The following is a 21,231-nucleotide window of genomic DNA, read 5'->3' as shown; positions in this document are numbered from 1 at the left end:
TTCAACAAATGAATCATTTGTTGAACAATCTTCTTTTTCATGGATAGGTATGATATAGTTATGAAAACGCTATCATCTGATTATTGGAGCGATTATCAATGGATGATGAATCATTACATTTACCTTTCGATGTAGATCATTCTTTGCAGTCGGCACACTGTGAGGATGAATTGCGGGAGCTTTATAATCAAATGACTCGGGTAGCCTACTCGAAGGTCAGCAATAAGTCTGACGCACAGGATGCTGTTCAAGAAGCATGGGTTCGAATGTTGACGAAGCATCATACGCTTAGAGAGCGGAGTAAGCTGATTTCATGGGCCAAGACCATTACGGCAAACGTTGCACTCAACTTGAATCGAGCATCTAGGAGAAGATCTCATTCAAGCAGCTATTGCGACGATGCACCAGATGAAGTGAAGGTTTGCAGTCACGACATGCCTAAGGACGAAGCGCAATTGATGTTGGAGATTTCTGAGATGCTTGGAGAGCTAGATCCCCGGACGCGAACGATGCTTTTGTACAAGTTCTATTACGGACTCAAGGATCAAGAAATTGCTGACGCTATGAAGGTTCCTGTGGGTACCATCAAAGCTCGGATTCACCGTACAAAGATTCAGTTAAAAAAGACAATGGGCGAATCAGGCACTATGCCCGGATGAATGCATTCTAATTTCGCAGATAGCTGAATGGAGTCCTTCAAAGGTATGACATATATATAGTTATCTTAAGAGGAGCCTTATAGGTTTCTCTTTCTTTTTGTTGTATGCTGAATTATAATGTTATTTATTCTAACATATAATCAAAAAGGTGGTTTATTCTATGAATCACCACTATGCTGAAGGATGTCGTCGATAAGGTAATAGCGTTGGTGTAATAGGGGCTGACATTGGCGTCAAATAATGGCCATAAAATGGGTAGAAAAAAGGATTGCAAAAGCGAAATGATCGTGTAAAATTAATGGTGTAACAATTGATAACATGTAGGGGTAGGTGAGTTATCATGACGGACCCGGTTGTTCATAACGTACCATCACGTTTCAAGTCCCGCAAAGCTGCAGATGTCATCCCATTCCTAAACACATATATCGCGAAGAAGGAACAAGAAATTAGCGAGATCGAGCAGATGGTAGAGCGATATGAGAAGCGTCGTATGATCGAAGAGCGGGCGTATCAATCCAAATCTACCCTGCGCCGCTTGATCTCTGGCAAGAAGCCTGATCATCACTTGGCTGTTGAGTATATCCATTACGTCAAGAAGCCGATGGAGAAAGTCCGTCAGCTACGTAAAGAGGTTGAGAAAGCTCGTGAAATATTGAATAACCCTTCTGAAGCCGATGTGGTGGCAAGATCCAATGAGCTTATCGATGATACGAACTGATGCCGTCTGCCTAGACGGTTTTTTTGTACCGTTTAAGAGAAAAGAACGTCCCTAACTCGCATAGATTGCAAGTTAAGGACGTTCTTTTGTTATCTATTATTTTCTCTTTTCATTGTCTCAAGATCGAGAAAGTCATGATCCTGATTGTAAGCAGGAACGCCATGGATACCCACATCCAGTCCGATCAGCTCTTCATCCTTTGATACCCGGACCGGCATGATTAGCTTAATGAGCTTTAAGGCAATCCATGTCAGGGCGAAGCCCCAGATGCCGATAACGACAAGTCCAAGTGCTTGAATGCCTAATAAATTCCAACCGCCACCATATAGTAACCCGTAATAACCCTTGCCGATGCTTGCTGTTAGTTCCGGTTTGGCGAACAAGCCAACAGTTAGTGTACCTAAGCTGCCGCTTATCCCATGTACGGCAAAGGCGCCTACAGGATCATCGACTCCCTTACTCTCCAGGATCTCCGTTGCCAGTACCATTGCAATTCCACAAAGGACACCGATGAAGATGGCCGCACCATCTGATACGAAGGAGCAGCCTGCCGTGATGCCGACCAAACCCGCGAGGGAGCCGTTAATAACCATGGGCGGGTCTGCTTTCTTGTAGCGGAACATAGTAAATAGAATACAAGCAGCACCGCCAGCCGAAGCAGAGAGCATGGTTGTGACGGCGATGTGACCGATTGAACCATTCGTTGCGCTTAGCGTACTACCGGAGTTGAAGCCAAACCAACCGAACCATAGAATAAAGGCGCCGACCGATGCAAGCGGTAGATTAGAGGGCGGAACGATATTGCTTTTTCCATCTGCTGTGAACTTCCCGATTCGTGGTCCGATGAAGATAGCTGCAGCGAGTGCAGAGAAACCGCCAAGTGCATGAATGACGGCAGAACCTGCAAAATCAATCATTCCAAGCTTCTGCAGCCAGCCGCCAGTTGACCAGACCCAGTGTCCCGCAAGTGGATAGATCATTCCGGTCATTGCGATGGTATATAGAATGTAAGCTCTAAAGTGAATACGCTCTGCAACTGCCCCAGAGACGATAGAGATAACAGCAATGACAAAGGCACATTGAAAAAGCCAGAACGTGTCATGAGAGATATTGAGGTGAATGTTTGATAAGTCTCCGCTTAGCATAAAGCCGGTTGTGCCGATTAGGCCGCCTGCGTCCTTGCCGTGCATGAGACCAAAGCCGAAGAAGTAAAAAATAAGTGCACCGAATGTAATATCTACGAATACTTTCATAATGATGCTTACTGCATTTTTTTGCCGTACAAACCCTGCTTCGAGCAGCGCAAAGCCACCCTCCATAAGCAAAATCATGGCTGCTGTAAGTACGACCCATATCGTATCTAGCCCTTTAGAAAGTGTGGCTATATCCATATCCATCACATTTATCCTCCTGTCTTCCTAATCTCATGTCAGGTTTCATCCCAAATGCTAATCCGATCATCATTATATAAGTGCTGCGTAAGCGATGTCAACGTACAGAGTGAACACAGTTGACATCATAATATTGGAAGAGATTGTCCCTTTCTCAGTCTCTAGACTTAGAGTGGTTTCAATCGTCAGACCCTTTATGGCTCCTGAGGCATCGGGTATACTGAGAGTACAAACCTTGGAAGAACAATTGGGAGTTGGTGATTGCAATGAATGGTAACTTTATAAGGCGACTTACGTGGGGATTATTCATTATCGTAATTGGCGTCGTGCTCATGCTTAGACAGGGCGGTGCCATTGATTTTGATATTGGTGACTTAATCTCTAAGCTGTGGCCGTTGTTCCCTCTGTTTCTAGGCTTTCAGAATTTGCTTCAAACTCTGGTTAGCGGCAAAGGCTCAATAATTGGCTCATCGATATTAATGATTGTTGGTTTCGTTTTTCTTGGTCGTAATCTGGACTGGTTCTCCTGGTCTATCGGTGAACTTATCAAATTTGCGGGCCCCTTCATCATTATATTGTTTGGTATCGGGATGATAATTAGGCCCAGACGAAATAAAAAAGAAAATTTGCCTGATGAGGACTGGAAGGCCTATCCTTATGGGCCCACAGAGCAGCAAGTTCCACCGGCTCCTCCGCTGCATCCGGATCCTACGAAGCAGCCTGTGAATTTAAAGAAGAACGATGACTCCGAGCAGGCAGTGCCTACTCCTTCTAATTTGCCGCCCAATTCAAATGGTAGAGAGGCTAATGGCCATAATACCGGCATTGGTAACGGGAATTACTCTCCTTATCATAACCCTTCTGGAACGTCCTATCCTCCATACATGCATCCCAAAATGCAAAAGTGGGCAAGACGTACGGAACGGTTTCGCGAAAGGATGGAACGCAGAGGACATCGTCATCACGACCGTATGGAGTGGTGGAACCACGATCCGAATGCCCAGACACGATCCGGCTTTATCGGCGATATTTATGTAGGGCATGATTATTGGGAGCTTAAGCCGATGAATATCTCTCATTTCATTGGAGACACCGTGCTCGATTTAACGAAAGCACAAATCTTACCGGGAGAAACTCGTGTTCATATTTCCTCTTTTATCGGTGATGTGAAGGTATTCCTGCCTAACGATTTTGAGGTCGGCATCCATGTCATATCCAGCGCTTTTATCGGAGATGTCGCCGTGCTTGATCATAAAGAAGGTGGGATATTCAAAAACATGAACATTGAGACCCCGTATTATAAAGAAACGGATAAAAAAGTGACGCTAGTCGTAAGTACGTTTATCGGCGATGTGCGTGTGACGAAGGTAGGTTGATCGCGTAATGATGGTCAGACTTTTCCGCAATAGCAAGTGGGAAATGATTCTCTTGTTCACAGCTTCCTCCGCTTTATCCGTACTTATATGGACATTAGGCTCTAGATATGTCGATTCAAATGGTGGGATCAACGACCTTTGGATCGGCATTGCCGCCGTTGTAATCATTGTAAGTGCTGCGTTTGGATATTGGACAGCACAACGCACACAAAGGCAAATTGATGTGCTTTACTTAGGTCTTAAGCAAGCCACCCATGGCAATTATGCATCAAGGCTGCCGCAAGAAGGCGCTCGTTCCTTCACGGCCGTCTATCAAGAATATAACGACATGATGGAATTATTAGATCAACGAATGCAGTGGGTTCAGCTATCTGGTGAGGAGCAAGTTATGCGAGAGAATGCTTCTAATGAAGCAGCCGTGCTAGAGGAACGCAAACGACTAGCACGTGATTTGCATGACACGGTCAGTCAACAGCTATTCGCCATTCATATGTCAGCATCCTCGCTTCCTAAGCTGCTGGAGTTGAATCAAGAGCGAGCAGCCTCCGTTATGGAGCAGCTGATCTCGATGTCCTCGCTCGCTCAGAAGCAGATGCGAGGCTATATCGCTCATTTGCGTCCACTCGAGCTCGAAGGGAGATCGCTTCAGGAGGCATTGGACAAATGGTTTCCAGACTACTGTAGGCAGAACGGTTTGCAGGGTGTACTGGATTGGGGAGTCAAGGAGAAGTTGTCGGAAGCGAAGGAGCATCAGTTATTTCTAATTATCCAAGAGGCCATGGCGAACATTGTCAAGCACGCTGGGGCGCAAACCGCACTGCTGACAATTACCCAAACGGAACGACAAATTCTAATGACCTTGCAGGATAACGGAGCTGGCTTTCGAGCAGATCAGGTTAAACGAGGCTCTTATGGTCTATCCACCATGCGGGAGCGGGCGAATAAGCTTGGCGGTGATACTTCTATTATTAGTAAACCGGGCAGCGGTACTCGAATTCGAGTCACATTGCCAAATTATATGAACAAGGGAGCTGAACCGCAGCAATGAGTGGAGTTAATCAATGGCGAATCATGATTGTTGATGATCATGATATGGTGCGTGCAGGACTTCGTACGTATTTGATGCTTGAACCCAAATTTGACGTAGTAGCAGAGGCTTCCGATGGTGAAGAAGCGGTTCGTATGCTGCGTGAAGGCATAGATGGAGGCGCCCCAAATCTTATATTGATGGATTTAATGATGCCCCAAATGGATGGGGTAGAAGCAACGAGAATAATAATGAAGGAGTTTCCTCATTTGAAAATCGTCATGCTTACTAGCTTCCTCGAGGATGAGAAGGTTGTAGCTGCTATTGAAGCGGGTGCGGTCAGTTATGTGCTTAAGACGGTTTCCGCAGAAGAGCTGATCTACGCGCTTAATGGGGCAGCCAAAGGAATGCCTGTCATGACATCAGATGTATCACAAGCGCTGACGCGAGGCTTGCGTCAACGGACGACTCAGGGAACGAACGAAGGTTTGACGGAGCGGGAGAAGGAAGTTCTTTTATTGATTGCTGAAGGTCGAGCTAATAAGGAAATTGCCGATGAGCTGCATATTAGTATCAAAACGGTGAAGACGCATGTCAGTAACCTGCTTATGAAATGCGAGCTTGAGGATCGAACGCAGCTAGCGGTATTTGCGCATCGAAAAGGTTGGGTAAAGACGGGATAATATCCATTGACCAAGGACATTCTAATGGCATAAAAACCGACAGTAAGGAGAATGCCAAGATATGATCCCCCTTTCTTCCAAACTTGCATCAAGCGAACAGCATTTTGCTGATATGAAAGATACGCTGGAGGAGCATGAATTTGCTTTAGGCGGCAGCTGGGATTACAACCACGGCTCATTTGATCGTTATTTGGATGAAGCGCATAAGGTTTGGCTACGGGTACCCTTTGACGTGATAAGCGGCAATGTAGATAGTGAGTCCTTCGATACCGATGCCAAGATCAAACTCGGCCAGCCTTTTGTTCTGAAACATGTCTATAATGAGGGCCTTGATTCGGATGCTCAGCCGCGAACGGTTGGCAGTCTAGTGAACCAATTTCAGGATCCACTTGATCCCGATGCGGAGATAGAATCCAAATGGGTGGATAAAGCAAAGGGAATTCTGAGCAAGGTCGAACCTCTTTTTATGAATTAATAGACTATTAAATTAAAAATAATCCGCTTCGGCTATGAATGTATAGTCAAATGCGGATTTTTTATGTTGCTTTAAACCAATTTTAAGTTTGATTTAAGCTAGATTGTGCAAAATAAGAATATCAGCAAAAGTTGTTAAGAGACAGCTTGCTAGAGCGAAGAAATAAAATACTTATTTTTTATCATTTCTGAGGAGGAATTACAGATGGACGATCAGAACAAAAAAAATCCTTTCGACGATTTTTTTCAAACTAATCAAGGTGAGGAAAACGGCGAGAATCATAAAGCGTCACAAAATGAGCAGCGTGAACAAGGTTACGAGACCGGTGATGCAAATAGCGAGCATACATCCAAGTCATCGTACTACTACTCCTACGGGCCTTTCAAGCCGACAGATCAGTCGAGTACGGACTTGACTAAGCATGACGGAGAAGGTTCCCTCAGCGAAGAAGTGGAAGTTACTCCTCCACAGCAGGCTCGTTCTTTCGCTCCGACGCAGCCAGCAAAGAGTGGATGGCAGGTGAAGGACCCTCGCCATACCTCGTTCAAGGCGATCTTCGCTTCATTCATGGTTGGTGTACTTGCCGTCGGTTCATTGATGTTTGCAGCTGACAGAGGGAACTGGTTCTCGGCGGATCAAGCTTTGGCACAAGTGTCGAATACCGCTTCCTCGGCAGTGGGCAGGTCAGGCGATAATGGTAAGGTATCTACTGCAGCTGATGTCGTAAGACCGAATAATATTGCTCAAATCTTTGAGAAGGCAAGTCCTGCTGTCGTTAAAATCGAAACGTTTGTGAAACAGCAGACTTCCACTAGAAGTAATAGCAACGATTTCTTCAGTCAGTTTTTTGGTGATCAGTCTGGTAGCCAAGACAATAGTCAGGATCAAGGCAGCGGATCAGATCAAAACAGCAGCCAGCTGACTCCAGAAGGCATCGGTACGGGATTCTTCTTTGATTCTACGGGCTACATTCTCACGAATCAGCATGTTGTAGGCGATGCAGACAAGATTGAAGTAACGGTTCAAGGCTACAACAAACCGCTCGTTGCCAAAAAGCTGGGCGCTGATTATAACCTGGATCTTGCTGTTCTAAAAGTCGAGGGTGCTAATTTCCCGACGCTTCCAATCGGCAGCTCTGACAAAATCAACATCGGCGACTGGGTCGTTGCGATCGGCAATCCTTACGGGTTTGATCACACGGTAACTGTTGGTGTTCTAAGTGCTAAGGATCGTCCAATTACGATTCCGGATACGCAAGGTACTCGTCAATATGAGCACTTGCTGCAAACAGATGCTTCCATCAACCCTGGTAATTCAGGTGGTCCGCTTCTCAATCTGAATGGTGAGGTTGTTGGTATTAATACAGCTGTTAGCTCGCAGGCACAAGGAATTGGTTTTGCAATCCCTTCGAGTACGATTCAAGATGTGCTTGAGAACTTGAAAGCAAACAAAACAATTCCGAAAAAACCAGTTCCGTATATTGGTGCAACCCTTGCCGCGATAACAGATGATATTGCTAAACAGCTAGGTTTATCAAGCAAAGATGGTTCTATCGTGCAAAATGTGCTTTATAAATCCCCAGCTTATATGGCTGATCTTAGACAGTATGATGTCATAACTGGGATAGACGGTAAAGGGTATAAAACAAGGGAAGATTTGATAGCCTTCATCCAGACCAAAACCGTCGGTGACAACTTAACACTCAATATTATTCGTAATGGTCAAAAGATGGATCTCAAGGTTAAAGTAGGCAATAAAAATGATTTAACGGCTACTCAATAATATAAGATCTGAATCTAACTGAACATGCGCAGGTAGTCGATCGGGCTGCTTGCGCTTGTTTTTGTGGAAAGAATTAGTTTAAGTTCCTTTTCGTTTAGCCACGATAATACGATATACTTAACATAATGGAATAATAACTAGGTGTAATGCCAATGGGGGATAACGATGAGACCGCATATACTAGTAGTAGATGATGATGAGAAAATAATTGCGCTGCTTCGCCGAAGCCTTGCTTTTGAAGGTTATGAGATCTCCGTAGCTTCTAATGGAGGGGAAGGCTTGAAGCTTATGCTGACAAGCGATCCGGACTTGCTTATTCTCGATGTCATGATGCCGCAGGTGGACGGTTGGGAAGTGTGCAGACGGGTCCGTGAAGGGGGCAGTTCGGTCCCTATTCTAATGCTAACGGCCAAGGATGATATCACGGATCGTGTAAAAGGGCTCGACCTTGGTGCCGATGATTATTTGGTGAAGCCCTTCGCATTGGAGGAGCTGCTAGCTAGAGTACGGGCATTGCTTCGCCGCAAATCAGATAAAATCGAAGAGTCGACAAGTCGCCTTCAATATGAAGATTTAACGCTGGATCTGGATTCGCGAGAAGCCATCCGGTCAGGGAGAAGAATTGATTTAACGGCCAAAGAGTTCGATCTGCTGCAATTATTCATGCAGAATCCGCGCCGTGTTCTGACACGTGATTCGATTATGGACAAAATATGGGGCTATGATTATAGCGGAGAATCCAATGTGCTTGAGGTTTATATTGCCATGATCAGGCAAAAAACGGAGGATGGCACGGACAAAAGACTAATTCAAACCGTACGAGGCACAGGCTACGTGATGAGAGGCGAAGGAGGCTAAGTGAGATGTCTATTCGGCTGAAGCTTACACTTTGGTATTCGGTTGTTCTGGCAGCCACGCTTGTGGCCTTTGGTGTAGCGATCTACTTATTCGTGAATTTTAACACGTACAAAGAGATGAAAGATCGTGTAAGGGTGCAAGCCAGTCAAATTCGTATCGGTTCTACGCTTGATTATGACTTTCGTGTGATGCCTACTTCCGCTTTGGATGAGGAAATGTTCATTCAGATCGTTAATTATAAGAAGGGATCGATCCAAAGCACATCCAATTTAATTGAAAATGATATTATGATCCCTTATCCGAAACCAACGAGCCCTGATTTACGTAAAGATAACTATGCTCACGTTATCGCAGGGAATTATCCTTTTATTGTGTACCAGCATGCCATCAGGGACAAGACAGGAGTCATTGGGTTATTGCAGGTCGCCGCTTTCTCAGGACGCGAAGATAAATTTCTAGACGAGCTTCGGAACACGTTGATCTTTTCTTTGATTGTTGTGGTCCTGATTGCATTTACGATAGGTCTTTTCCTTGCTCGGCAAGCATTGCGACCCATTGAAAATGTCATCCGAGCTAGTGATCTCATTCAGCATGGCTCTGATCTTAGTATGCGTATTCCGCGAGAAGGGCCGCCGAATGACGAGATGGGTCGGTTAGCCGATACATTGAACGGGATGCTCGGACGCATTGAAACGACATATAATGAACTGGATGATGCCTACAAAGCACAGCGGCGATTCGTATCCGACGCTTCTCATGAACTGCGTACGCCGCTTACAACGATACGCGGCAATATTGAGCTGCTCGAGAAAATGTGGCTTCCTTTATTGGAATCTCCCCAATATCAAGAGCAGTTGGATCAGAATAGTAGTCTTTCTAGTCATACGTTATCTAAACAAGCGCAGCAGGCTCAATTCACTCGTGAGGCCATGCAGGATATTGCCGGTGAAGCCAAGCGTATGTCAGGCCTTGTTAATGATCTGCTCTCGCTTGCCCGTGCCGATGCCGGGTATGAGATGGAGAAGACACCTCAACAGTTGGTTACGTTAGTTGAAGACGTAGCGCGCAGAGCACAGCTGCTTCCGCGTACGGCTGAGTGGATAATTGGCGATTTAAGTGCCCTTGAAGGGGTACAGGTAAATGCACATGCTGATTTTCTGAGACAGTTATTCTTTATTTTTGTAGAGAATGCATTCAAATACACACCTAATGGATCAGTTGAGATGAGAGCCATTCGTTCAGCTAACCAAGCAGGAATTGTCATTAAAGATACAGGAATTGGTATGAACAATGATGAAATTCCACATATATTTGAACGGTTCTACCGGGCGGATGAGTCTCGAGGACAGACGAGTGGTACAGGTCTTGGCTTGTCGATTGCTAAATGGATAATTGACGAGCATGAAGGATCTGTCGAAGTCTCGACGCGAGAAGGAGAGGGAACGACATTCATAGTATGGCTTCCAATTACTTTCCTCGACAACTCCTATCAGGTATAATGGAATTAACAGGACGTTTGGTACTTGTCCTATTCGTATTCGGCTCTAGAAAGCAGGTGCAGGATGGAAATCGTAAAAATATCACCGCGCGGTTATTGTTATGGTGTCGTAGATGCCATGGTTCTTGCTCTACAAACAGCAAAGAACCTGGATCTCCCACGTCCCATATATATATTGGGTATGATTGTTCATAACAGTCATGTGACGGAAGCGTTCAAGCAGGAAGGCATTATTACGCTCGATGGTGATAATCGCCTTGAAATATTAGAACAAATCGATAGCGGAACAGTCATTTTCACGGCGCATGGGGTCTCACCAGAGGTTCGCGTTCGTGCACGTGACAGGGGACTAACGATTGTTGATGCAACCTGTCCTGACGTAACGAAGACACATGTTCTGATTCGCGATAAAGTAAATGATGGCTACGAGGTTATTTATATCGGGAAGAAAGGACATCCTGAACCGGAGGGTGCCATTGGAATTGCTCCCGAGCATGTTCACTTGATTGAGAAGGAAGAAGAGATCAGTCTTCTGAACTTGCAATCAGACCGGATTATTATAACCAATCAAACCACAATGTCCCAATGGGATATTAAACATTTAATAAGCAGATTGATTGCAGCGTTCCCGAATGCTGAAATTCATAACGAGATTTGTTTGGCCACACAGGTTCGACAAGAAGCGGTAGCAGAGCAGGCCGGGGAAGCGGAGCTATGCATCGTAGTTGGAGATCCGAGGAGTAACAATTCCAATAGACTTGCACAAGTCTCAGAGGAAATTGCGGGTGTTAAGGCTTATCGGGTATCAGATGTGTCTGAGATTCAACTGGAGTGGTTGAAGGGTAAGAAGCGTGTCGCGGTTACATCAGGAGCTTCAACGCCAACACCGCTTACCAAGGAAGTTGTCACTTACTTGGAGCAATTCGATGATGCTGATCCTGCGACATGGGAAGTGCAGCGTACGGTCAACATGAATAAGCTGCTGCCTACAATTCGTGTGAAATCAACGGTTTGATTGAGAAAGGAGCGCAACTGAATATGAGTACTCCAAGAAAACCGCGCTCAATAAAACGCTGGATGAAGTATAAGTATACTCAGCTGATGAGAGCGCCAGGTGGAGCATCGTTTGTTGCCCTTGGTTTTGGCATCGGCATATTCGTAGAAATGTTTACTTTACCTACTTATGGTTTGGCATTCTTTCTAATCTTCCCTCTAATCTACTGGCTTCGCGCTAGTCTTGCTGGTGCGCTTATCGGTTTTGTAGTGGGCAAAATTATCTATATCCCAGTGGCCTTCATAAATAGCAGAGTTGGTGCAATGTTTCTGCCCCATAGAATGAAGTTCCATGTACCGCTCGCACCTCATTGGCTCGACCATATTCTACTTATGAATCTTAGATTGATTATTGGCGGTATTGTTGTCGGTTTTATTTTAGGAGCGCTCTTCTATTTCCCAGTTAAATTAATGATTCAGTATGTTGCTAACAAACGTAAAGAAAAGCGGAAGCTTCGTCGTATAGGGGAAGTTGATGTGGAAGCGAAGTCCATTGTGGAATAAGATTAAACCGGTCTCTTGACGAGATCGGTTTTTTAATATATATTTACTTTAGTGATTAAAAGCGTAGAAGCATAAAAGCTACGAAGCATAGAAGCGAACACGCGTCGAAGTAATAAACTAAAAAGGGAGTTGTTCTTATATGATCGTTATTACGAACAGTAAGGTTACAGAAGAGAGAATTGGAGAAATTGTTCAGCTTATTGAGCAATCGGGCGTTCAAGCTCATGTTTCTAGAGGTACAGATCGCACCGTTATCGGTATTATTGGCAAGGCTGAGCCAACGCTCGCTGAACATTTGCGTCAAATGAAAGGCGTCGAGAATGTTATCAAAATATCGAAATCCTACAAGCTAGCTAGCCGTGATTTCCATCCGGATGATACGGTCATTGAAATAAAAGGTGTCAAAATGGGCGGAGAGCATCTAGTTGTTATGGGTGGTCCATGCGCGGTGGAAACGCCAGAGCAGATCGATGAAATCGCAAGGCTTGTTAAGGCAGCAGGAGGTCAGGTGCTTCGAGGAGGAGCCTTTAAGCCGCGGACAGGTCCTTACAGCTTTCAAGGTATTGGCGTAGAAGGGCTTGCGATGATGGCGGAAGCGGGTAAAAAGCACGGACTTCTTACGATTACAGAGGTCATGACGCCAGAATATGTTGACGTTTGTGCTGAATATGCGGATATCCTCCAGGTGGGCACTCGCAATATGCAGAACTTTGACCTGCTACGTAAACTCGGAACAATCCAGACACCCGTTCTTCTCAAACGTGGATTCAGTGCAACTTATGATGAATTCTTAAATGCAGCGGAATATATTCTAGCAGGCGGAAATCCGAACGTTATGCTTTGTGAACGTGGAATCCGAACATTTGAAACCTACACACGGAATACGCTAGATTTGGCGGCTATTCCAGTTCTTCAGTCCCTTAGTCATCTTCCGGTTATCTCTGATCCAAGTCATGGTACAGGACGTCGTGAGCTGGTCGAGCCCATGTCCAAAGCATCTGTGGCTGCTGGAGCGAATGGACTTATTATTGAGATGCATACCGACCCTGATAATTCAATGACAGGTGATGGCGTTCAGTCGCTTTTCCCGGATCAATTTGCGAACCTTCTGAAGGAGCTTGAACAGCTCGGAAAGCTTGTAGGACGGCGATTCGACACACCTAAAGAGACGGCAGAATACTTCACAGATTGGATAAAATAAACTAAAGGTTACACATATTGGATCTATAATTGGAAGCTTCTGCTAACTCGAAACACGAGAGCAGATAGCTTCTTTTTTCTATAATCCATGGAAGAACATTGCATTTTAACAATTATGTGAAGTAACCTAACAACCGTTTAAAAAATACCTTACATAAGTATTGACGAAGGATGAAGCTAAATTCTATAATTACGTCATAAGTTTAGTGCAAAAACTTGAACAATAACTGTTCAACACATCGCTAATGTTCGGAAATGGAGGAAATACCTAATGTCAGTTCAAAATGTTTTGAACACGATTCAAGAAAACAACATCATGTTTGTCGATTTCCGCTTTGTGGATCTTATTGGCCATGCGCACCATATCACACTTCCTTCCACAGAGGTAGACGCTGATACTTTTGTGAATGGTGTAGCTTTTGATGGTTCATCGATTGCAGGCTTCCGCGGTATTGAAGAGTCCGATATGGTAATGATGCCGGACACAGAATCCGTATTCATCGATGCTTTCACAGATCACCCAACATTAAACATTATGTGTAACATTCATACGCCTGATGGCGAGCGTTATGAGCGTGACCCACGTGGCATCGCTCAAAAAGCCGAAGAGTTTCTTAAGAAATCCGGCGTAGGTACTACTGCATACTTTGCTCCTGAATCCGAATTTTTCATCTTTGATGATGTTCGTTTTGAAAGCAAAATGAACACTTCTTTCTACTCTGTTGATTCCGCTGAAGCTGGCTGGAACTCTGCTAAACAAGAAGAAGGCGGTAACCTTGGTTTCAAAATCCCTGTAAAAGGCGGTTATGTTCCGGTTGCTCCTGTTGATTCCCAACAAGATATCCGCAGCGAAATGGTTCGTCTTATGCAAGAATCCGGCCTTCGCGTTGAACGTCATCACCACGAGGTTGCTACAGCGGGTCAAGCTGAAATCAACTTCCGTTTTGATACACTAACTAAAACAGCTGACAACCTTATGAAATACAAATACATCATCAATAACGTTGCTCGTCAATGGGGTAAAGTTGCTACATTCATGCCTAAGCCGCTTTTCGGCGACAATGGTAGCGGTATGCACGTTCACTCCTCGATCTTTGACGGCGATTCACCTTTGTTCTACGAGAAAGGTGCTTATGCTAATCTAAGCCAAATGGCTATGCATTACATCGGTGGTATCCTTCACCATGCTCCAGCTTTGATCGCTTTGACTAACCCGTCCACGAACTCGTTCAAACGTCTCGTGCCTGGTTACGAAGCACCGGTCAACCTGGTATTCTCCAAAGGTAACCGTTCCGCTGCAATCCGTATTCCGGTTGCTGCTGTAACACCGAAAGGCTGTCGCATCGAGTTCCGTACACCGGACTCCACAGCTAACCCTTACCTTTCATTCGCAGCGATGCTTCTTGCAGGTCTTGATGGTATCAAACGTAAACTTGATCCAGTTGCACTTGGATATGGTCCTTTTGATAAAAACATCTACGAGCTTCCTGAAGAAGACAAGAAAGAAATCCGTTCTGTACCAGGTTCGCTGGACGAAGCGCTTGACGCTTTGGAAGCAGATTCCGAGTTCTTGACTGAAAGTGGCGTGTTCACGAAGGACTTCATCGACAACTATGTTGCTTTGAAACGCTCTGAAGCAAAAGCTGTTGCGATTCGCGTTCATCCGCACGAGTTCAGCCTATACTTCGATTGCTAATATTCACGGAATCATATGTTTTTTCGACAAGTCTCCCAATTGGGAGGCTTGTTTTTACGTTTCTGTTAAATCCGAATGTTTTCTTTGGGTGAAGGCGGTTACGTTCGACTTTTGCACTTGATGCAAGCCCTCAAACTTGCTATCATAAACGATATAAAAGAAAGAGACTGGAGTGAGGAATAGTGACAAAACGCGCTTATAATTTTAATGCTGGACCTGCGGCATTGCCGCTTGAAGTATTAAAGCAAGCACAAGAGGAATTTGTTGATTTCGCTGGTGCAGGTATGTCTATCATGGAAATGTCACATCGCAGTGCAATCTATGAACAGGTGCATAATGATGCACAAGCCTTACTGCGTGAATTGTTCGGAATTCCGAGCAATTATAAAGTGCTTTTTCTACAAGGCGGAGCGAGTACACAGTTTGCCATGATCCCAATGAATCTCCTAACACCCGATAAGGTCGCTGCCTTTGTCATGACTGGAAGCTGGGCGGATAAAGCGATTAAAGAAGCGAAATTGTTTGGACAAACAGCAGTAGCTGCTTCCTCGGCTGCTGATAAATTCAACCGTATACCTGATTTAAGTGACCTTCAAATTCCAGATAACGCGGCCTACTTACATGTGACTTCTAATGAAACGATCGAGGGGACGCAATACTCCGCATTCCCTGAGACTGGCGATGTAACGCTGATTGCAGATATGTCCAGCGATATTCTTAGCCGGCCTGTAGATGTTAGCAAGTTCGGTATGATTTATGCAGGTGCGCAGAAGAACCTTGGTCCTTCTGGTGTTACTGTCGTAATTGTTCGTGAAGACTTAATCGAGCAAAGTCCGAAATCCATTGCTACTATGCTTCGATATGATACGCATGCTAGTAATAATTCACTCTATAATACACCGCCATCTTTCTCCGTCTATCTGATGGGCTTGATGCTTAAATGGGTACAAGAAAGAGGCGGTGTTGCGGCTACTGAGCAATATAACCGTGACAAAACCAAACTAATTTATGATACGATCGATCAAAGTGGCGGCTTCTATCGCGGGTTTGCTGATCCTTCAAGCCGTTCGCTCATGAATATTACGTTCCGTATTCAAACTGAAGAGCTCGAGAATCAGTTCGCTAAGGAATCGGAGCAGCACGGATTCATCGGTCTAAAGGGTCATCGCAGTGTTGGCGGTTTACGTGCATCAACATATAATGCGGTTACGCTTGAAAGCTGTAAGGCGCTTGCTGAATTCATGCAGGATTTCCAGAAGCGTAACGGTTAATAAGCGATTATTGGTCGTGATTCTTCGCTGTAAATTAAAGACCGCCGTCCTTCAGGGTATATGAAGGACGGCGGTCTTCTGCATAAAGGCTAGATCGAAGATATCATTAGGCTAAAGATTCGACGCTATTGGGACCAGTAAGTTTATAACCAACATTACGAACGGTCATAATATACTCAGGTGTGCGGGCGTTTTTCTCGATTTTATCACGTAAGTGACTAATATGAACGTCAACGATTCGAGTGTCGCCAAGGAAATGATAGTCCCATACGCCATGCAATAGCTGCTGGCGACTGAGTACCTTGCCGCGGTGACGGCATAAGAAAAGCAGCAGCTCGAATTCTTTTGGCGTTAATTCAACAGGCTTGCCTTCAACTTGAACCTCACGCTCCTCGGTTAGAACGGACAACCGGCCAATATCGTGGACAACTGTTTCACTCGATCCTGGTAGAGATTGCGTTCTGCGAAATATGGCTTGTATCCGGGAAAGAAGCTCTTGCGGTGAGAAGGGCTTGGTCATGTAGTCATCAGCACCATTATCAAGGCCGGCAATCCTATCGGTTACATCCTGCAGCGCAGTCAGCATAATAATTGGTACTGCATTGTTCTGTTTGCGCAGCTCGCGGCATACTTGAATGCCATCCATCTTGGGAAGCATGAGATCTAGAACAATGAGATCAGGTCTGAATGGCTTTAACATATCGAATACGGCTTCGCCATCCTGCACGCAGCGCACTTCATATCCGGCTAATTTTAAATTGAACTCTATTAACATGGAGATGGAAGGCTCGTCATCGACGATTAATATTTTCTTCTTCATCGTTCATGTTCTCCTTTTTTTACGATTCTATTGTCATTATGGCAGTGTACATTTGTCTAAAGATTAAGGGATCGTTAAACCTATGTTAAATTATTAAGGAAATGTATGAATTTTGATAAAAGCGTAAGCTTTCGAAGTAGTTTTTTCTCGCAGGAAGTAATTCAGGACGTTTCGTAAAAACTTAAGCGTATGCTTTCGAAGTAGTTTTTTCTCGCAGGAAGTAAATCAGGACGTTTCGTAATAACTTTTAGGAGTTGAAAGCATGCCTTTGCATATTGTGTTGGTTGAACCGGAGATTCCGGCGAATACGGGAAATATTGCGCGTACATGCGCGGCGACTGGAACTCATCTTCATTTGGTGCGACCGTTAGGCTTTGATACGGATGATAGAACGCTTAAGCGGGCGGGCTTAGATTATTGGTACGCCGTTAATGTGCATTATTATGATTCTTTTCAAGAGCTGCAGGAGAAGTATCCAGATCAGCGCTATTTTTGTGCGAGTACGAAAGTATCAAAACGATATACCGATTATGAGTTTAGAGATGGGGACTTCTTTGTATTTGGGAAGGAAACCAAGGGTCTGCCGGAGTCAATCTTGGAAGCACATGCTGATACTTGCATGCGTATTCCGATGACGGACAAGGTGCGGTCACTGAATCTGTCGAACTCCGCTGCGATTGTCGTATTTGAGGCCTTGCGGCAGATGGATTTTGCAGGAATGGAATAAAGAAGTAGCTTTATCGACCTTTTCTTGCAGAATATTAAGTAAATATAATGCGGAGAAGGAATATGACCTCTTTTCTCGAACCTTATAGGGTGCAAAAGATACTATGATTGCTTACAAATTCAGACTGTAGAGAAGGTGAAATCGTATGAAACCAGCTGGTGTTGTGCGCAAAGTCGATCAATTGGGGCGTATTGTGCTGCCTAAGTCGCTGCGTAAAAGATATCAAATGAACGAAGGCGATCCTGTGGAGATTTTAGTCCAGGGTGACCATATTATTTTGGAGCGTTATCGTCCTCGCTGCGTATTTTGTGGATCAATGGAAGAAGTACGGGAATTTAAAGATCGTTCCTTATGTGGAGTTTGTATCACTGAGATGAATGGGCTTCGTCACACCTAAGTTCATATGCCAAAGACAATAAGCCCCAAGTGAACCGAGCGGCACCCTTCTAAGGGTCCGGTCGTTTACTTGAGGCCAATAAAAAAGAAGCTTCAAGCATTGAACTAGTTCAATTACCGAAGCTTCTTTTTTAAAATATAAGAAAGTATATGTTTTCTCCATACTTTGCTTATATTTCAGAGGGAAGAAACTTGCTTTACCGCCAAGGACGGTGAAGCAAGTTTCTTCTTGTTTTCATTTAAATGCCTTTAGTCTTGTCGTCATTATATGACGCTGTAAGCATGGCTACCAAGAATAACACAAATACAGTCGTGACAATAAGAAAATTAATCGTCATTCTGGACACCTCCTCATATACGTACTTTATTATACCCAAAGTTGAGTGAAAAGAAAATCTTCAAAGTTGTGAACAAAACTTGTCAATACTCAACGAAGCAGTCAATACTTGTCGTTCAGTTGCCCAATTACGGAATGATGCGTAAAATATAGAATAAGGAACTAAGGAGGCGAATAAACGTGGATTATCGGTTTTCGAGAAATGTGGAGCGGCTGCAGTCATCTGCGGTTCGGGATATTTTGAAGCTAACGCAAGGAAAGGAAATGATTTCGTTTGCGGGAGGTCTGCCGGCCGAGGAACTTTTCCCGCTTGAAGCCATTCGGGAAGCGGCAGATCGCGTATTTACGACCGGTAATGGTTCGCTGCAGTATGGACTTACAGAGGGTTATCTGCCACTTCGTGAACAAATTTGTAAACGAATGCTGCAAAAGGGAATGAATATTCAGCCTGAGCAAATGATAATCACAACAGGATCGCAGCAGGCCATAGATCTCATTGCTCGGGTGCTATTGGAGCCGGGTGATGTGGTGTTAGTCGAAAATCCAACTTATCTGGCGAGCTTGCAAGTATTTAATCTAAGTGGTCTTCGTGTTATTCCTGTTGCTAGTGATAAAGATGGGATGATTATGGAAGACTTGCAGCGGCTTATGAAGCAGCATCAACCAAGACTCGTTTATGTTGTACCTACATTCGGTAATCCAACCGGACGAGTGTGGAGCTTGGAACGCCGTTTAGGCTTACTTGAGATTTGTCACCAGCATGGAGTTGCTATTCTTGAGGATGATCCTTATGGAGATATTAAATTTGATGCGACAGCTATTTACCCAACCCTGTACTCTTTAGAGGGGAATTCAGAGGGCGGCTGTGTCTTATATACAAGCACCTTCTCGAAGACTGTTGCCCCTGCACTCCGTACAGGCTGGGCAATGGGTAATCAAAAAGTCATTCAAATGATGGCAAAAGCGAAGCAAGCCGCAGATTTACACTCCAGTTCTTTAGATCAGCAGACACTAAGCCACCTATTGGAGCATTTCGCACTGGATGCACATATCCGTACAATCGCTGATGCTTATGGGGAGCGAATGCAGCATATGCAGGCGCTGCTGTGTCAGCAGAATCTGCGCGATGTAACGTGGGTGGAGCCTAAGGGAGGGATGTTCCTGTGGGTCGAGCTTCCGGAAGGTCTGGATGCGGAAGCGCTTCTGCGCTGTGCAGTTACAAAAAATGTCGCTTTTGTTCCAGGTGCAGCCTTCTATGCGGAGGAGCCGCAGCGGAATACTGCACGATTGAATTTCACCTATACGCAGGGTGAGCGAATGGCACTTGGCATTAAAGGGTTCGCGGAAGCGCTCAATGAATTTCTTGCACGCTGCTAATATTTATAAATTTAATTGGTCAACCTGCAATTATACATTGCTAGGTGAAACTAACTAAAGTTAGTTTGCTTAATGTTGTTATGACTAAAGTTAGTGTACCTAAACGAACAGACAAAGGCCCATATTCCTCAGGAATATGGGCCTTTGTCTGTCTTTCATTTACCTATATTTTGCAAGGCAAATTGTCCTTCGTGTACCACTAAGGGTGAACATGCAAGCTGTTCGCCTGGGACATTAGTTGAAGCGCCTGTCGATGCATCGAATGACCAATAGTGAAGTGGACAAATGAGTTCACCTTCGAGTGGACGAACAGTACCGCCTGCATGTGGACAAATAGCAGATACAAGCTTGTAGAGGGGCGGTTCGTCTTTAGCACGTACATTGGCATGAACGATAAAGAAGGGATCATTGTCTACCGTTACAGCAGCAGGTAATAGAGGATAATCCTCCACCCTGCCAATCAAGCGATATTCTCCATTGTATGCCAAATCAGATAGCTGACTCATTCATTAACATCCTCTCTATTGTGTGTGGGTTGTGGTTCTTTTCCTTTAAGCCAGACCTCGATAATTTTCCTGTGCTCGATAACGGCGGCTGTGCCATCTGGTTTGAGACGATACACGCCGCGCTCAACCCGTTCAAACCAACCGTAGTAGTCCTTCTGAAGAATGTGGCTGGCTTTCACAACCTGAGTAAGCTCTGCGGCTTTGCGTGGAGGCAGCTGACCGTGCTCATGAAGAGCCCAGGCGACTCGTAACGCCTTCTCCCGAAAAGCAGTCATAAGCTTGCGTCCAGTGCTGCCACCTGTGTTATAGTCCCCGCTGCGTTCGCGGAATTCATTAAGCAGCCGGGTTTGACGCAGCCGGCGCTGCCCTCGCACAGGGGGATCTCCAGGCTCACAGAGGATATCAAGCACGGGAGCTTTCGTTTTGAAGAAGGTGACGGTCATCAACCCGATGCCCAACATTCGGCATAATTCCGTTAGGTCGCCGAATCGCTGATTGTGCGCGCCGTTCTTCTTGCGATTGCGTTCGATAGCTAATATGACGTCTCCGCCAAGACGCAGTCGTTCAATGCCTTGCAGCAGTAAGGCAAGATTGAATGTTTTTTTCATTTCAACGAGAATCGTCGCGCCGCTTTGAGGATGGATGGCTACTAAGTCACAGTGCATAATTTCACTTTTTACTTCATAGCCTTGTGCCTCGAAGTAAGCTTTAATGGGCTTGTACAATTCCGTTTCATGGCTGACGGCCATAAGAAGCGCCCCTTTCCAGTGTCTGCCCCAGATTATATCACATTATAAGCAGCTGTTGAGCCGTAGACGCTGTAAATCTATGAGCAGATTCAGTAGACTGTCATATTGTCGGGATTCTTGTCGAATCC

21 protein-coding genes are annotated in these 21,231 nt (G+C 44.9%); 17 read left to right on the top strand and 4 right to left on the bottom strand.

Translation table 11 applies throughout. The features are described 5' to 3' along the window. The first annotated feature begins 98 nt into the window (after positions 1-98). Together EKN16_RS14555 and EKN16_RS14550 are read left to right on the top strand one after the other, a co-directional pair. Positions 99-659 carry an RNA polymerase sigma factor gene (locus EKN16_RS14555; protein WP_125658383.1) on the top strand — a complete coding sequence of 187 codons (561 nt, stop codon included), beginning with the start codon at positions 99-101 and terminating at the stop codon, positions 657-659. A gap of 340 nt (positions 660-999) precedes the next feature. After that, complete coding sequence (locus tag EKN16_RS14550) at positions 1,000-1,377, top strand: hypothetical protein (RefSeq protein ID WP_125658380.1); 378 nt, start codon at positions 1,000-1,002, stop codon at positions 1,375-1,377. An 89-nt stretch (positions 1,378-1,466) separates the two neighbouring features. On the opposite strand, the gene EKN16_RS14545 is transcribed toward EKN16_RS14550, so the two are convergent. Continuing rightward, positions 1,467-2,768 carry an ammonium transporter gene (locus EKN16_RS14545; RefSeq protein ID WP_125666274.1) on the bottom strand — a complete coding sequence of 434 codons (1,302 nt, stop codon included), beginning with the start codon at positions 2,766-2,768 and terminating at the stop codon, positions 1,467-1,469. Positions 2,769-3,034: 266 nt separating this feature from the next. Between EKN16_RS14545 and liaF the strand changes: the two genes are divergently transcribed. The 12 genes from liaF to serC all read left to right on the top strand — a co-directional run bounded on the left by liaF (position 3,035) and on the right by serC (position 16,191). Continuing rightward, positions 3,035-4,144, top strand: a complete 1,110-nt coding sequence (gene liaF / locus EKN16_RS14540) for a cell wall-active antibiotics response protein LiaF (protein ID WP_221226772.1) — start codon at positions 3,035-3,037, stop codon at positions 4,142-4,144. Between the two features lie 7 nt (positions 4,145-4,151). Then, complete coding sequence (locus EKN16_RS14535; RefSeq protein WP_125658377.1) at positions 4,152-5,192, top strand: sensor histidine kinase; 1,041 nt, start codon at positions 4,152-4,154, stop codon at positions 5,190-5,192. After that, positions 5,189-5,854, top strand: a complete 666-nt coding sequence (locus EKN16_RS14530) for a response regulator (RefSeq protein WP_125658374.1) — start codon at positions 5,189-5,191, stop codon at positions 5,852-5,854. Before EKN16_RS14535 ends, EKN16_RS14530 begins: the two co-directional genes overlap by 4 nt. A gap of 61 nt (positions 5,855-5,915) precedes the next feature. Continuing rightward, positions 5,916-6,329 carry a YugN family protein gene (locus tag EKN16_RS14525; protein WP_125658371.1) on the top strand — a complete coding sequence of 138 codons (414 nt, stop codon included), beginning with the start codon at positions 5,916-5,918 and terminating at the stop codon, positions 6,327-6,329. Positions 6,330-6,533: 204 nt separating this feature from the next. After that, positions 6,534-8,111: a S1C family serine protease gene (locus EKN16_RS14520; RefSeq protein WP_125658368.1), complete on the top strand. Its 1,578-nt coding sequence runs from the start codon at positions 6,534-6,536 to the stop codon at positions 8,109-8,111. A 165-nt stretch (positions 8,112-8,276) separates the two neighbouring features. Further along, the gene (locus EKN16_RS14515; protein WP_125658365.1) at positions 8,277-8,969 is read left to right on the top strand and encodes a response regulator transcription factor; all 693 of its coding nucleotides are present in this window, start codon (positions 8,277-8,279) and stop codon (positions 8,967-8,969) included. Positions 8,970-8,974: 5 nt separating this feature from the next. Then, positions 8,975-10,468: a sensor histidine kinase gene (locus EKN16_RS14510; RefSeq protein ID WP_125658362.1), complete on the top strand. Its 1,494-nt coding sequence runs from the start codon at positions 8,975-8,977 to the stop codon at positions 10,466-10,468. A gap of 63 nt (positions 10,469-10,531) precedes the next feature. Next, entirely contained in the window at positions 10,532-11,482 is a 951-nt protein-coding gene (locus tag EKN16_RS14505; RefSeq protein WP_125658359.1) for a 4-hydroxy-3-methylbut-2-enyl diphosphate reductase, read from the top strand. 23 nt (positions 11,483-11,505) lie between these two features. Next, entirely contained in the window at positions 11,506-12,024 is a 519-nt protein-coding gene (locus EKN16_RS14500; protein ID WP_232016431.1) for a DUF2062 domain-containing protein, read from the top strand. A gap of 139 nt (positions 12,025-12,163) precedes the next feature. Beyond that, the gene (gene aroF, locus EKN16_RS14495) at positions 12,164-13,225 is read left to right on the top strand and encodes a 3-deoxy-7-phosphoheptulonate synthase (protein ID WP_125658356.1); all 1,062 of its coding nucleotides are present in this window, start codon (positions 12,164-12,166) and stop codon (positions 13,223-13,225) included. A gap of 270 nt (positions 13,226-13,495) precedes the next feature. Further along, a complete protein-coding gene (gene glnA, locus EKN16_RS14490) occupies positions 13,496-14,920 on the top strand; it encodes a type I glutamate--ammonia ligase (RefSeq protein ID WP_125658353.1) in 1,425 nt (474 codons plus the stop codon). Positions 14,921-15,102: 182 nt separating this feature from the next. After that, entirely contained in the window at positions 15,103-16,191 is a 1,089-nt protein-coding gene (serC, locus tag EKN16_RS14485) for a 3-phosphoserine/phosphohydroxythreonine transaminase (protein ID WP_125658350.1), read from the top strand. A gap of 106 nt (positions 16,192-16,297) precedes the next feature. Here the strand turns inward: serC and EKN16_RS14480 are convergent, their stop codons facing one another. Then, positions 16,298-17,011, bottom strand: coding sequence for a response regulator transcription factor (locus EKN16_RS14480; RefSeq protein ID WP_125658347.1), 714 nt, complete (start codon positions 17,009-17,011; stop codon positions 16,298-16,300). Positions 17,012-17,273: 262 nt separating this feature from the next. On the opposite strand from EKN16_RS14480, the gene trmL reads away from it, so the two are divergent. The 3 genes from trmL to EKN16_RS14465 all read left to right on the top strand — a co-directional run bounded on the left by trmL (position 17,274) and on the right by EKN16_RS14465 (position 19,848). After that, entirely contained in the window at positions 17,274-17,738 is a 465-nt protein-coding gene (trmL, locus tag EKN16_RS14475) for a tRNA (uridine(34)/cytosine(34)/5-carboxymethylaminomethyluridine(34)-2'-O)-methyltransferase TrmL (RefSeq protein WP_125658344.1), read from the top strand. Positions 17,739-17,883: 145 nt separating this feature from the next. Then, positions 17,884-18,135, top strand: a complete 252-nt coding sequence (locus EKN16_RS14470) for an AbrB/MazE/SpoVT family DNA-binding domain-containing protein (protein ID WP_125658341.1) — start codon at positions 17,884-17,886, stop codon at positions 18,133-18,135. 516 nt (positions 18,136-18,651) lie between these two features. Beyond that, positions 18,652-19,848 (top strand): aminotransferase-like domain-containing protein, encoded by a 1,197-nt coding sequence (locus EKN16_RS14465; RefSeq protein ID WP_125658338.1) that lies wholly within the window; start codon positions 18,652-18,654, stop codon positions 19,846-19,848. Positions 19,849-20,003: 155 nt separating this feature from the next. On the opposite strand, the gene EKN16_RS14460 is transcribed toward EKN16_RS14465, so the two are convergent. Together EKN16_RS14460 and EKN16_RS14455 are read right to left on the bottom strand one after the other, a co-directional pair. After that, positions 20,004-20,354 carry a Rieske (2Fe-2S) protein gene (locus tag EKN16_RS14460; protein ID WP_125658335.1) on the bottom strand — a complete coding sequence of 117 codons (351 nt, stop codon included), beginning with the start codon at positions 20,352-20,354 and terminating at the stop codon, positions 20,004-20,006. Beyond that, complete coding sequence (locus tag EKN16_RS14455; protein ID WP_125658332.1) at positions 20,351-21,103, bottom strand: DUF2161 family putative PD-(D/E)XK-type phosphodiesterase; 753 nt, start codon at positions 21,101-21,103, stop codon at positions 20,351-20,353. The genes EKN16_RS14460 and EKN16_RS14455 overlap by 4 nt, the downstream gene beginning before the upstream one ends. Positions 21,104-21,231: the final 128 nt, after the last annotated feature.

It is taken from the genome of Paenibacillus baekrokdamisoli (assembly GCF_003945345.1).
Classification (GTDB): Bacteria; Bacillota; Bacilli; order Paenibacillales; family Paenibacillaceae; genus Paenibacillus_Z; species Paenibacillus_Z baekrokdamisoli.
Note: the sequence above shows the minus strand (reverse complement) of the source record. Positions and strands in the feature narration are given on the sequence as shown.